The sequence below is a fragment of the Streptomyces sp. CA2R106 genome, assembly GCF_037034245.1.
Classification (GTDB): Bacteria; Actinomycetota; Actinomycetes; order Streptomycetales; family Streptomycetaceae; genus Actinacidiphila.
The window spans coordinates 134511-147665 of sequence record NZ_JBAGKC010000008.1; the positions used below are offsets into that span (position 1 = coordinate 134511).

Consider the following 13155-nt stretch of genomic DNA (forward strand, 5'->3'; position numbering starts at 1 on the left):
GCGAGACTGGGCGCATGCGGATCGAGACGGCGACCGAGCCCGGCACGGCGGGCGTGCCCAACGAGGACTTCGCGGCGGTGGCGCTTCCGGCGTCCGGCGCCGGCGGGGTGGTGGTGGTCCTGGACGGGGTCACGCCCCCGCCGGACAACGGCGGCTGTGTGCACTCGGTGCCGTGGTTCACCGCGCGGTTGGGCGGCGCGCTGCTCGAACTGGCGTCCGCCCGGCGGGAGTCGGCGCTCGCGGAGTGCCTCGCGGAGGCGATCGCGCGGACCGCGGCGGCCCACCAGGACACCTGTGATCTTTCTCACCAGCTGACGCCGCAGGCCACGGTCGTGGCCGCCCGCTGGGACGCGGAGGCGGTGGAGTACCTGGTGCTGTCGGACTCGGCGCTGCTGGTGGAGGACACCGCCGGGGTGGTGACGGCGGTGCTGGACGACCGGATCGACCGGCTGCGCGCGGCCGGGCTGCGGCTGGCGCCGCTGCGGAACCGGGAGGGCGGCTTCTTCACGGCCGCGGCGGACCCGGCGGTGGTGAAGCGCGCGGTGACCGGGCGGCTGCCGCGCGCGGACGTCACGGCGCTGGCCGCGCTGACCGACGGCGCCGCGCGCGCGGTGGAGTACTACGCGGTCGACGACTGGACGGGCACCTTCGCGCTGCTGCGCAAGTCCGGGCCGGAGCGGCTGTTCGCCCGGGTGCGGGCGCTGGAGGCGGAGCAGCCGCCGCCCGGCAAGCAGCATGACGACGCGACGGCCGTGCTGGTGGAGCTGTAGCCGCGGCGGTCAGCGGTAGCCGTGGCGGTCAGGTGCGGCCGCGGCGGTCCCGGCGGCCCGCACGGTCCGGGCCGCCGTGCAGGCGCGTCGGCGTCAGCCGTCCTGCGTCGCGTTGAGGCGGTGCAGCAGGCGGGCGAGTTCGGCGACGTCCCGCGGGTCCCACTCCGCGAGCTGCCCGAGGTAGCGCTCGCGGCGGGCGCGCCGCACCCGGGCGAAGCGCTCCCGGCCCTCGTCGGTCAGCCGCATCAGGTAGGCGCGGCCGTCGGCCGGGTCGGGCTCGCGGGTGACCAGCCCGAGCTCCTCCATCGCCCGCAGCTGGCGGCTCATCGTGGCCTTGCCCACGCCGAAGTACGCCGCCAGCTCGGTGGCCCGCTCGGGTTCGGCCTCGTCCAGCCGGACCAGCAGGCCGTACGCGGCGGCCTCCAGTCCGGGGTGCACCTCGCGGGCCACCTCGCCCGAGGCGGCCCGGGCCCGGCGGAAGAGGACGGTCAACTCCCGTTCGAGGGAGCCCGCCACGCTGTCGCCGGGCACCGGCTGCGGCTCGCCCGCACCGTCCGTTCCGCCCGCTTCGCCTGCGGCACGGTTCGCTTCGGTCACAGGAGCCCCGCTTTCAACGGCTGAAAGTTTGCTTCACCCACGGTGGTTTCCGCAGCACGCCAAGTATTTCGCAGGCGTAGACCAACGGCGGTTCCCGGCCCCTCTTTCCACGCGCGTAGCGTCCAACGTACCGTCAGATCTGTCATGACCACACCATGACGCTGCGAGTCCCCCGACCTGCCCCTCATGGAGGCACGCATGTCCCACGGAGTTCCCTCCGTCGTGCACGGCACCGGCTCGGCAAGAACCCGGCTGGCGGTCCTCGTCGGCCTGATCGTTTCGCTGCTCACCTTGGCGTTCACCGTCCCCGGCGCGGCCCATGCGGCGGCTGCGACCGGTACGGCGAAGAGCGCCGGCCACCTCACCCACCCGGAACTGGACTGGATGGGCTCCACCGTCCCCGCCCACGAGGGCTCGGACGCCGGCTCCGGTTCCGACACCGCGGTCCCGATGGCCACCCAGACGCCCGGCATGGACGTCTCCGGCTACCAGGGCAACGTCAACTGGACCACGGCCTGGGCGAACGGCGGCAAGTTCGCCTACGTCAAGGCGACCGAGAGCACCACCTACACCAACCCGTACTTCACCCAGCAGTACAACGGGTCCTACAACGTGGGCATGATCCGCGGGTCGTACCACTTCGCCACGCCGGACACCTCCGGCGGCGCGACGCAGGCGGACTACTTCATCGCGCACGGCGGTGGCTGGTCGGCCGACGGCAAGACCCTGCCGGGCGCGCTCGACATCGAGTACAACCCCTACGGCGCGACCTGCTACGGCCTGAGCCAGGCCAGCATGGTCAGCTGGATACACGCCTTCGCCAACGAGTACCACGCGAAGGAGGGGGTCTACCCGGTGATCTACTCGACCTACGACTGGTGGTCGACCTGCACCGGCAACAACAGCGGCTTCGCCACCACCAGCCCGTTCTGGATCGCGAAGTACTCCACCAGCGCGGGGACCCTGCCGGGCGGCTACACCTACTACACGTTCTGGCAGCACGCCGACAGCGGCACCTTCCCCGGTGACCAGGACTACTTCAACGGCGACACCACCCGCCTCAAGGCGCTCGCCCTGGGCTGACCGGGACCGCCCCGGGCCACCGGCCCGGACGCGGACGTTCCCCGCGCCCCTGAAGTGGCGGCTCCTTCGGCGGAAGGACGCCCACCACCACGGGGCGCGGGGAGCGGGGAGCGGCGGAGGCTCACGCCGCGAGCGGGACCTCCTCGGCGGAGGTGTCCGCGGCCGCCGGCTCGAGCGCCAGCTCGAGCACCTGGCGGACGTCGCCGACCGGGTGGACGTCGAGGGCCGCGAGGATCTCCGCGGGGACGTCGTCGAGGTCGGCCTCGTTCCGCTTCGGGATCACCACGGTGGTGATCCCGGCCCGGTGCGCGGCCAGCAGCTTCTGCTTGACCCCGCCGATCGGCAGCACCCGCCCGGTCAGGGACACCTCACCGGTCATGGCGACATCGGTGCGGACGCGGCGGCCGGACAGCAGGGACGCCAGCGCGGTCGTCATGGTGACACCCGCGCTCGGCCCGTCCTTCGGCACCGCCCCGGCCGGGACGTGCAGGTGTACGCCGCGGTCCTTCAGGTCGCCGACCGGCAGCTCCAGTTCCGCCCCGCGCGAGCGCAGGAAGGAGAGCGCGATCTGCGCGGACTCCTTCATCACGTCGCCGAGCTGGCCGGTGAGCTGGAGCCCGGACCCGCCGGTCTCCGGGTCCGCGAGCGACGCCTCGATGTACAGCACGTCGCCCCCGGCGCCGGTCACCGCGAGCCCGGTGGCCACACCCGGCACCGCGGTACGCCGCTCCTCCGGGTCCTGCGCGGCCTCCGGCACGTGGTGCGGCCGCCCGATCAGCGCCCGCAGGTCTCCGGCGCCGACCGTGAACGGCAGCTCGCGCTCGCCCAGTTCGTGCTGCGCCGCGATCTTCCGCAGCAGCCGCGCGACGGTCCGCTCCAGGTTCCGCACACCGGCCTCGCGGGTGTACTCCCCGGCCAGCCTGCGCAGCGCGTCCTCCTCGAGCCCGACCTCCTCGGCGTCCAGACCCGCGCGCTCCAACTGCCGGGGCAGCAGGTGGTCGCGGGCGATGACGACCTTCTCGTCCTCGGTGTAGCCGTCCAGCCGGACCAGTTCCATCCGGTCCAGCAGCGGCTCGGGGATGGCCTCCAGCACGTTGGCGGTGGCGAGGAACACCACGTCGGACAGGTCGAGTTCGACCTCCAGGTAGTGGTCCCGGAAGGTGTGGTTCTGCGCCGGGTCGAGGACTTCCAGCAGCGCGGCCGCCGGGTCGCCCCGGTAGTCCGAGCCGACCTTGTCGACCTCGTCGAGCAGCACCACCGGGTTCATCGACCCGGCCTCCTTGATCGCGCGCACGATCCGGCCCGGCAGCGCGCCGACGTACGTCCTGCGGTGGCCGCGGATCTCCGCCTCGTCGCGGACGCCGCCCAGCGCCACCCGGACGAACTTGCGGCCCATCGCGCGGGCCACGGACTCGCCCAGCGAGGTCTTGCCGACCCCGGGCGGCCCGACCAGCGCCAGCACCGCGCCGCCGCGGCGCCCGCCGACCACACCGAGGCCGCGGTCGGCCCGGCGCTTGCGGACCGCCAGGTACTCGGTGATGCGCTCCTTCACGTCGTCCAGACCCGCGTGGTCCGCGTCCAGCACGGCCCGCGCGCCCGCCACGTCGTACGTGTCCTCGGTGGTGCTGTTCCACGGCAGTTCGAGGACGGTGTCCAGCCAGGTGCGGATCCACGAGCCCTCCGGGGAGGCGTCCGAGGAGCGCTCCAGCTTCTCGACCTCCTTCAGGGCGGCCTCGCGGACCTTCTCGGGCAGGTCGGCGGACTCCACCCGGGCCCGGTAGTCGTCCGTTTCGTTGTCCGGGTCTCCGTTCAGCTCCGACAGCTCCTTGCGGACCGCCTCCAGCTGCTGGCGGAGCAGGAACTCGCGCTGCTGCTTCTCCATGCCCTCCTGGACGTCCTTGCGGATCGTCTCGGCGACGTCCTGCTCGGCGAGGTGGTCGCGCAGCCACTGCGTGGCGAGCTTCAGCCGGGCCACCGGGTCGGCGGTCTCCAGCAGCTCCACACGCTGCTCCACGCTCAGGAACGGCGAGTAGCCGGAGTTGTCGGCGAGCTGGCCGGCGTCGTCGATCTGCTGCACCCGGTCGACGACCTGCCAGGCGCCGCGCTTGCGCAGCCAGCTCGTGGCGAGGGCCTTGTACTCCTTCATCAGCTCCGCGACGGTGCCCGGCGCCTCCTGCGGCGCGGGCTCCTCCACCACGGTGCCCTCCACCCACAGCGCCGCGCCCGGGCCGGTCGTGCCGGCGCCGATCCGCACGCGCGAGCGGCCCTTGATGACGGCGCCGGGGTCGCCGTCGGAGAGGCGGCCGACCTGTTCGACCGTGCCGAGGGTGCCCACGGCGGCGTACCTGCCGTCGACCCGGGGGACGAGCAGGACCCGGGGCTTGCCGCTGCCGCGGCCCGCGTGGGCCGCCTGTGCGGCTTCCACCGCGGCCCGTACCTCCGTGTCCGTCAGGTCGAGCGGTACGACCATGCCGGGCAGGACGACCTCGCCGTCGAGGGGCAGTACGGGGAGGGTGAGGTTGGAACTCTTCGGCTCAAACGCCATGATCGCTCCCTATGCAAGCAAGTTGAGTACACCTCACTCAATGCAAGGGGCTTCGCCGATGTTCCCCGGTCCACGTTCGCCCTGAGCGATCAGGGCGCCCCCGTCCCCCGGAAGGGGGCGCCTCCTGTCCGCCCGGGACCTTGCGGCCGTACGTGGCCGGTCGCGCAGTTCCCCGCGCCCCTGACTTGCTCGGGTCCTTCCGGGGTCCGGGTTACCGCGCCCGCAGGAACGCGGAGGTCGAGACGCGCCCGAGAAGGACAAAACGGGTGGAGCCGGCGAGGTAGGCGTCGGCGCCCTGCTGGACGCCGGCCCACTTGTCGTCGCCGTAGTCGTCGAGGACGACGACCGCCCCGGGGGCGGCGATCTGCTCGGCCCACTGAAGGTCCTCGGCGACGCCCTGGGCGGAGTGGTCGCCGTCGATGACGATGACGCCGTACTCGCGGTCGGAGACGGCCGCGCGCACGTCCGGGTCGCCGGAGAACCCGACCTGGACCCGGGCCCGCTCCCCCGCCTTGCCGCCGAGCGCGAGGTTCGCCCGGACCACGTCGAGCCGTACCGGGGTGCCGGTCGGGTCGAGGCCCTCCAGCCCGCCGGGCTGGAGCTGGGTCCCGACCAGCGGGTCCACCACCGTCAGCTCGGGCTCGATCCCGGCGCGGTGCAGCATCCGCAGCATCGTGGCGGAGAACAGCCCGTACAGCGTGCCGATCTCCAGCACCTGCGCGTTGGGCGGGTCCAGCAGCGGCACCGCGGCGAGCTTGCCGCAGACGTTCTGGGTCGAGCCGGCCAGCCGGCCCACCGCCAGCGCCTCCAGCGCGATCACGTTGCGGAAGGCGATCGTGACGTTGCGCCGGGCCGCCTTCGGGTCCGCGCCGGTGGTCTCGGCGACCTGCGCCACCAGCTGGTCGATCTGCGCCGCGGTGGGCAGCCGCGGGCCGCTGCGGCCGGTCCGGTCGAAGAGCAGGCCGACCGCGTACTCCTGGCCGCGCAGCTCGTCGACCTGGCGCCGCAGCTTCTCCAGCTCCTTCACCTCCCGCCGCAGGGTGTCCATCTCCTTGCGCAACCGCGACACCGGACGCTGCACACGGCGGTCGACGAGGGAGGTCGCGGGACGCAGGAGCCGCTTGGCCACAGGGCTGTTGAGTATCGGCATGGGGCGGAACCTACGCCCCGGCTGTGCGGCCCGGACCAGCACCGGGCGCAGTTCACCGGAAGTCCTCCGGTACGGGAGTTGAACGCCCGGTGACCCGGCGGCCGACGGGCGGCCATGGAATTCCCCCGGGTACGCCAAAATGAGGTCATGTCTGCGACGAACACCGAGGAACCGGTGGTGCTGGACCGGCGCGACGGCCCGTACGGGGAGGCGGTGCTGCGGCGGCGGGGCCCGCACCTGGAGATCATCGCCAACGGCACCTTCCTGATGGACACCTCCGACGGCCGCTCGGAGCGGCTGCTGGTCGACGCGGCGCTGGCCGCGCTGCCGCCCGGCCGGGACGGCGCGAGCGTGCTGATCGGCGGGCTCGGCGTCGGGTTCTCGCTCGCGCACGCCGCCGCCCAGCCGCGCTGGGCGCGGATCGACGTCGTCGAGCGGGAGCGGGCGGTGATCGACTGGCACCGGGCCGGCCACTTCGCCGCGCACACCGGCGGCGCCCTCGACGACCCGCGGGTGCGGCTGGTCGAGGCGGACCTGCTGGCCTACCTGCGCACCGCGCCCGGCCCCGCGGCCGCGCCCGCCGCGGGCCCCGAACGCGGTTACGACGCGCTCTGCCTGGACATCGACAACGGGCCGGACTGGACAGTCACCGACAATAACGGCAGTCTCTACAGTCCCAGCGGGCTTGACGACTGCCGGGAGCTGCTCCGCCCCGGCGGTGTCCTGGCCGTGTGGTCGGCGCAGCCCTCGGCCGCCTTCGAGGCCGCTTTGACGGGGGCGGGGTACTCCGGGGTGCGGACACTCGAGGTTCCGGTCGCGCGCGGGGTGCCCGATGTGGTGCATGTAGCCGTCAAGGCGTGAAGGCGTCATAGTCAGGGCCGCGGCCCGCCCCGTACGCTGCCGGTATCGGACGAGCTTGTGGGGCGGAAGCGGAAGTGGACAGCGCACAGACGACGGGCGCGCAGCGCCGTGTCCTGGTGGTCGAGGACGACCAGACGATAGTTCAGGCGATCGCGGCCCGCCTCCAGGCGGAGGGGTTCCAGGTGCGCACGGCGAGCGACGGCCCGTCCGCGGTGGACGCGGCCCACAGCTGGCAGCCCGACCTGCTGGTGCTCGACGTGATGCTGCCCGGGTACGACGGGCTGGAGGTCTGCCGCCGGGTGCAGGCCGACCGGCCGGTGCCGGTGCTGATGCTCACCGCGCGCGACGACGAGACGGACATGCTGGTCGGGCTCGGCGTCGGCGCCGACGACTACATGACCAAGCCGTTCTCGATGCGCGAGCTGGCCGCCCGGGTCCATGTGCTGCTGCGCCGGGTGGAGCGGGCCGCCGACGCGGCGTCCACCGTGCGCGGCGCCAGCATCCACCTCGGCGACCTGGAGATCGACCACACCCAGCGCCGGGTCCGGGTCGGCGGCAGCGACGTGCACCTGACGCCGACGGAGTTCGAGCTGCTGGTGTGCCTGGCCCACCAGCCGCGGGCGGTGCTCTCCCGCGAGCAGCTGCTCGCCGAGGTGTGGGACTGGACCGACGCGTCGGGCACCCGCACCGTGGACAGCCACGTCAAGGCACTGCGCCGGAAGATCGGCGCGGAGCGCATCCGCACCGTGCACGGTGTCGGCTACGCCCTGGAGAACCCGACGCCATGACCCCGGGCCCCATCGGGGACCCCGCGCGCACCCGGGACCCGGCGCGGGCCCTGGGCGCGTTGTGGTGGACCCGCCGCCGGGCGCCGCGCGGCAACCGGCGGCCGGCCCGGGTCGTGGTGCGCGCGTGGCTGAGCCGGCTGTGGGAGGCGCTGCGCCCCTGGGACCCGACCCGCTCGATCAAGGCGGCGCTCCAGGCGCTGGTGATCGCCTCCGTGATGATCACCACACTGCTGGTGACGCTGGCGATCCACTCCAGGACCGAGCTGCGGGTGATCACGATCTTCTCGATCATCGCCTCGCTGCTGATCACGCAGATCGTCGCGACCAACCTGACCGCGCCGCTGCGCGAGATGACGGCGGTGGCGCGGGCGATGGCCGGCGGGGACTACAGCCGCCGGGTGGCCCGCAAGCGCCGCGACGAGGTCGGCGAGCTGGCCGAGACGTTCAACCGGATGGCGGCCGACCTGGCCGCCGTGGACCGGCACCGCAAGGAGCTGGTGGCGAACGTCTCGCACGAGCTGCGCACGCCGATCGCCGCGCTGCGCGCGGTGCTGGAGAACGTGGTGGACGGCGTCTCGGCGGCCGACCCGGAGACGATGCGGCTGGCCCTCCAGCAGACCGAGCGGCTGGGCAAGCTGGTCACCCAGCTGCTGGACCTGTCCCGGCTGGACAGCGGCGCGGTACGGCTGGACGCCAAGCGGTTCGAGGTGTGGCCGTACCTGTCGGCGGTGCTGAAGACGGCGAGCCTGGGCGCGGACCGCGGCAGGTCCGGCGGCGCCCAGACCCGGGCCCGGGCGGACGTGCCGCTGCACCTGGACGTCTCGCCGCCGGAGCTGGTGGCGTACGCCGACGGGGAGCGGCTGCACCAGGTGGTGGCCAACCTGGTGGACAACGCGATGAAGCACAGCCCGCCCGGCGGCCGGGTCACCGTACGGGCCCGGGGCGGGCCGGTGCCCGGCAGCCTGGACCTGGAGGTGTGCGACGAGGGGCCGGGCATCCCAGAGGCGGACCGGGTGCGGGTCTTCGACCGCTTCCACCGCGGCTCGCATCCGGGCACGGACGGCGGCACCGGTCTGGGCCTGGCGATCGCGCGCTGGGCGGTGGACCTGCACGGCGGGCGGATCGAGGTGGCCGAATCCCCGCGGGGCTGCCGCATCCACGTCACCCTCCCGGGGAAGCCGGCGCAGCAGCGTTGACGCGGCGCCGCCGCGGCGGTCGGCGGGGTGGGCGGCGAGGCGGGCGGAACACGCCGGCGGACCCGCCGCCGGAGGCCCGCCGGCGGACGGGCAAACCCGCAAGAGGGACCACTTTCCCGCCACGATCCGTCCCGAAACCAGTCTTCGGGTGTGACTTACGCGACGACTGCCCCCCTAAACTGCATGGAGACGCCAGGTAGGCGTAGCCTTTATTCCCGCTGTCCACCATCTTGTGAAGCGGAAGAGGGCGGTTGCCGCCGTGTCGCCACAGTCCCCCAATAGCTCTAGTGTCTCCACCGACCACGAAGCGCAGGGCGAGGGCCCCGCAGCGGGTTTCGGCCCGAACGAGTGGCTCGTGGACGAGATCTACCAGCAGTACCTCCAGGACCCGAACTCGGTAGACCGAGCCTGGTGGGACTTCTTCGCCGACTACAAGCCGGACGGCTCCGCCGCGCCGGCCGCCCCGGCGGGCCAGGGCGGTGCCTCGGGCGCCGCCGCCCGCGCCAGCGCGGGCGTACCCGGCTCCACGCCGCCCTCGGCCCCGGCCGGCCCGCAGGCCGCCGCGGCTCCCGCCCCGGCTCCCGCGGCGCCCCCGGCCCCGGCCCGCCCGGCTCAGGCCGCCGCTCCCGCGCCGGCCCAGCCGGCTCCCGCCGCGGCCCCGAAGCCCGCCGCCGCCCAGGCCCCGGCCAAGGCCGCCCCGGCGCCCGCGGCCACGCCCGCCGCGAAGCCGGCCGCCGCACCGGCCGCCGCGCCCGCCGCCACGCCCGCCGCGACGGAGTACGTGCAGCTGCGCGGCCCGGCCGCCGCGGTCGCCAAGAACATGAGCGCCTCCCTGGAGCTGCCCACCGCCACCTCGGTGCGCGCGGTCCCGGTGAAGCTGCTCTTCGACAACCGCATCGTGATCAACAACCACCTCAAGCGGGCGCGGGGCGGGAAGGTCTCCTTCACCCACCTCATCGGCTACGCCATGGTGCAGGCCCTGAAGACGATGCCGTCGATGAACCACTCCTTCGCGGTGAAGGACGGCAAGCCGACGCTGGTCAAGCCCGAGCACGTGAACCTCGGTCTGGCCATCGACCTGGTGAAGCCGAACGGCGACCGCCAGCTCGTCGTCGCGGCCATCAAGAAGGCCGAGACGCTGAACTTCTTCGAGTTCTGGCAGGCGTACGAGGACATCGTCCGGCGGGCCCGCGCGGGCAAGCTCACCATGGACGACTTCTCCGGCGTCACCGCGTCGCTGACCAACCCCGGCGGCCTGGGCACGGTGCACTCGGTGCCGCGGCTGATGCCCGGCCAGTCGGTGATCCTCGGCGTCGGCTCCATGGACTACCCGGCCGAGTTCCAGGGCACCTCCCAGGACACCCTGAACAAGCTGGGCATCTCCAAGGTCATGACGCTGACCAGCACCTACGACCACCGGGTGATCCAGGGTGCGGCGTCCGGCGAGTTCCTGCGGATCATGAGCCAGCTGCTGCTGGGCGAGAACGACTTCTTCGACGACATCTTCGCCGCGCTGCGCATCCCGTACGAGCCGGTGCGGTGGCGCACCGACATCGACACCGGGCACGACGACGACGTCACCAAGGCCGCGCGGGTCTTCGAGCTGATCCACTCCTACCGGGTGCGCGGCCACGTGATGGCCGACACCGACCCGCTGGAGTACCGGCAGCGCAAGCACCCGGACCTCGACGTCCTGGAGCACGGGCTGACCCTGTGGGACCTGGAGCGCGAGTTCGCCGTCGGCGGCTTCGCGGGCAAGTCCCTGATGAAGCTGCGCGACATCCTCGGGGTGCTGCGCGACTCGTACTGCCGCACCGTCGGCGTCGAGTACATGCACATCCAGGACCCCAAGCAGCGCAAGTGGATCCAGGACCGGATCGAGCGCCCGCACGCCAAGCCTGAGCGCGAGGAGCAGCTGCGCATCCTGCGCCGCCTGAACGCCGCCGAGGCGTTCGAGACGTTCCTCCAGACCAAGTACGTCGGCCAGAAGCGGTTCTCGCTGGAGGGCGGCGAGTCGGTCATCCCGCTGCTGGACGCGGTGCTGGACGCGGCGGCGGAGTCCCGGCTGGACGAGGTCATCATCGGCATGGCCCACCGCGGCCGGCTGAACGTGCTGGCGAACATCGTCGGCAAGTCGTACGCGCAGATCTTCCGCGAGTTCGAGGGCAACCTCGACCCGAAGTCGATGCACGGCTCCGGCGACGTGAAGTACCACCTGGGCGCCGAGGGCACCTTCACCGGCCTGGACGGCGAGCAGATCAACGTCTCGCTGGCCGCGAACCCCTCGCACCTGGAGACCGTCGACCCGGTCATCGAGGGCATCGCCCGCGCCAAGCAGGACGTCATCAACAAGGCGGGCACCGACTTCACGGTGCTGCCCGTCGCGCTGCACGGCGACGCGGCCTTCGCCGGCCAGGGCGTGGTGGCCGAGACGCTCAACATGTCGCAGCTGCGCGGCTACCGCACCGGCGGCACCGTGCACGTGGTGATCAACAACCAGGTCGGCTTCACCGCCGCCCCGGAGTCCGCGCGCTCGTCGATGTACAGCACCGACGTGGCCCGGATGATCGAGGCGCCGATCTTCCACGTCAACGGCGACGACCCGGAGGCCGTGGTCCGCGTGGCGCGGCTGGCCTTCGAGTTCCGGCAGGCGTTCAACAAGGACGTCGTGATCGACCTGATCTGCTACCGGCGCCGCGGCCACAACGAGTCGGACAACCCGGCGTTCACCCAGCCGCTGATGTACGACCTGATCGACAAGAAGCGCTCGGTGCGCAAGCTCTACACCGAGTCGCTGATCGGCCGCGGCGACATCACCCTGGAAGAGGCCGAGCAGGCGCTCCAGGACTACCAGGGGCAGCTGGAGAAGGTCTTCACCGAGGTCCGCGAGGCCGTCGCGGCACCGGCGGAGAGCCAGAGCCAGGACAGCCAGGCGGAGTTCCCGGTCGCGGTGCCGACCGCGGTCAGCACCGAGGTGGTCAAGCGGATCGCCGAGTCCCAGGTGAACATCCCCGACCACGTCACGGTGCACCCGCGGCTGCTGCCGCAGCTCCAGCGCCGGGCGGCCATGGTCGAGGACGGCACCATCGACTGGGGCATGGGCGAGACGCTGGCGATCGGCTCGCTGCTGCTGGAGGGCACCCCGGTCCGGCTGGCCGGCCAGGACTCCCGGCGCGGCACCTTCGGCCAGCGGCACGCGGTGCTCATCGACCGGGTGACCGGCGAGGACTACACCCCGCTGCTGTACCTGTCCGAGGACCAGGCCCGCTACAACGTCTACGACTCGCTGCTCAGCGAGTACGCGGCGATGGGCTTCGAGTACGGCTACTCGCTGGCCCGGCCGGACGCGCTGGTGATGTGGGAGGCCCAGTTCGGCGACTTCGCCAACGGCGCCTCCTCGATCATCGACGAGTACATCTCGGCGGCCGAGCAGAAGTGGGGCCAGACCTCCGGCGTCACCCTGCTGCTGCCGCACGGCTACGAGGGCCAGGGCCCGGACCACTCCTCGGCCCGGATCGAGCGCTACCTCCAGCTGTGCGCGCAGAACAACATGACGGTCGCGTTCCCGACCACCCCGGCGAACTACTTCCACCTGCTGCGCTGGCAGGTGCACAACCCGCACCACAAGCCGCTGATCGTCTTCACCCCGAAGTCGATGCTGCGGCTGAAGGCGGCGGCGTCGAAGGCCGAGGACTTCACCACCGGCCAGTTCCAGCCGGTGATCGGTGACACCACGGTGCAGCCCGAGGCGGTCCGCAAGGTCGTCTTCTGCACCGGCAAGGTCTACTACGACCTGATCGCCGAGCGGGAGAAGCGCGGCGCGGGCGATGTCGCCATCATCCGGATCGAGCGGCTCTACCCGCTGCCCGGCACGGAGATCCAGCAGGCGCTGGCGCCCTTCACCAAGGCCCAGAAGTTCGTGTGGGCCCAGGAGGAGCCGGCCAACCAGGGGGCGTGGCCGTTCATCGCGCTCAACCTGATCGACCACCTCGACCTGGTGCTGGGTGCCGCCCCGGACAACGCGGACCGGCTGCGCCGGGTCTCCCGCCCGTCCTCGTCGTCGCCCGCGGTGGGCTCGGCGAAGCGGCACCAGGAGCAGCAGCAGAACCTGGTGAACGAGGTCTTCGAGATCTGACCTCCGGCCCGGCTCAGCCCCGGGCCCCGT

At 72.7% G+C, this 13155-nt stretch carries 9 protein-coding genes; 6 read left to right on the plus strand and 3 right to left on the minus strand.

Going from position 1 to position 13155, the window contains the following annotated elements; all coding sequences use genetic code 11:
• Positions 1-14 precede the first annotated feature (14 nt).
• Positions 15-770, plus strand: coding sequence for a protein phosphatase 2C domain-containing protein (locus tag WA788_RS14520; protein ID WP_335977201.1), 756 nt, complete (start codon positions 15-17; stop codon positions 768-770).
• 93 nt (positions 771-863) lie between these two features.
• Here WA788_RS14520 and WA788_RS14525 read toward each other — a convergent pair whose 3' ends face one another.
• A complete protein-coding gene (locus WA788_RS14525; protein WP_435173017.1) occupies positions 864-1367 on the minus strand; it encodes a MarR family winged helix-turn-helix transcriptional regulator in 504 nt (167 codons plus the stop codon).
• Between the two features lie 198 nt (positions 1368-1565).
• On the opposite strand from WA788_RS14525, the gene WA788_RS14530 reads away from it, so the two are divergent.
• A complete protein-coding gene (locus WA788_RS14530; protein ID WP_335977202.1) occupies positions 1566-2450 on the plus strand; it encodes a lysozyme in 885 nt (294 codons plus the stop codon).
• A gap of 121 nt (positions 2451-2571) precedes the next feature.
• Here the strand turns inward: WA788_RS14530 and lon are convergent, their stop codons facing one another.
• Together lon and WA788_RS14540 are read right to left on the minus strand one after the other, a co-directional pair.
• Entirely contained in the window at positions 2572-4995 is a 2424-nt protein-coding gene (gene lon, locus WA788_RS14535; RefSeq protein ID WP_335977203.1) for an endopeptidase La, read from the minus strand.
• 211 nt (positions 4996-5206) lie between these two features.
• Positions 5207-6145, minus strand: a complete 939-nt coding sequence (locus tag WA788_RS14540) for a class I SAM-dependent methyltransferase (RefSeq protein ID WP_335977205.1) — start codon at positions 6143-6145, stop codon at positions 5207-5209.
• A 147-nt stretch (positions 6146-6292) separates the two neighbouring features.
• Between WA788_RS14540 and WA788_RS14545 the strand changes: the two genes are divergently transcribed.
• The 4 genes from WA788_RS14545 to WA788_RS14560 all read left to right on the plus strand — a co-directional run bounded on the left by WA788_RS14545 (position 6293) and on the right by WA788_RS14560 (position 13125).
• Positions 6293-7006 carry a spermidine synthase gene (locus WA788_RS14545; RefSeq protein WP_335977207.1) on the plus strand — a complete coding sequence of 238 codons (714 nt, stop codon included), beginning with the start codon at positions 6293-6295 and terminating at the stop codon, positions 7004-7006.
• 74 nt (positions 7007-7080) lie between these two features.
• Complete coding sequence (locus tag WA788_RS14550; RefSeq protein WP_335977209.1) at positions 7081-7794, plus strand: response regulator transcription factor; 714 nt, start codon at positions 7081-7083, stop codon at positions 7792-7794.
• Positions 7791-8990, plus strand: coding sequence for a HAMP domain-containing sensor histidine kinase (locus WA788_RS14555; RefSeq protein WP_335977211.1), 1200 nt, complete (start codon positions 7791-7793; stop codon positions 8988-8990). Before WA788_RS14550 ends, WA788_RS14555 begins: the two co-directional genes overlap by 4 nt.
• Before the next feature lie 259 nt (positions 8991-9249).
• Positions 9250-13125 carry a multifunctional oxoglutarate decarboxylase/oxoglutarate dehydrogenase thiamine pyrophosphate-binding subunit/dihydrolipoyllysine-residue succinyltransferase subunit gene (locus WA788_RS14560; RefSeq protein ID WP_335977213.1) on the plus strand — a complete coding sequence of 1292 codons (3876 nt, stop codon included), beginning with the start codon at positions 9250-9252 and terminating at the stop codon, positions 13123-13125.
• Positions 13126-13155: the final 30 nt, after the last annotated feature.

Coding starts and splice junctions, on each gene's coding strand:
- WA788_RS14520 (WP_335977201.1), top strand. CDS start 15: ATGCGGATCGAGACGGCGACCGAGCCCGGCACGGCGGGCGTGCCCAAC.
- WA788_RS14530 (WP_335977202.1), top strand. CDS start 1,566: ATGTCCCACGGAGTTCCCTCCGTCGTGCACGGCACCGGCTCGGCAAGA.
- lon (WP_335977203.1), bottom strand. CDS start 4,995: ATGGCGTTTGAGCCGAAGAGTTCCAACCTCACCCTCCCCGTACTGCCC.
- WA788_RS14540 (WP_335977205.1), bottom strand. CDS start 6,145: ATGCCGATACTCAACAGCCCTGTGGCCAAGCGGCTCCTGCGTCCCGCG.
- WA788_RS14545 (WP_335977207.1), top strand. CDS start 6,293: ATGTCTGCGACGAACACCGAGGAACCGGTGGTGCTGGACCGGCGCGAC.
- WA788_RS14555 (WP_335977211.1), top strand. CDS start 7,791: ATGACCCCGGGCCCCATCGGGGACCCCGCGCGCACCCGGGACCCGGCG.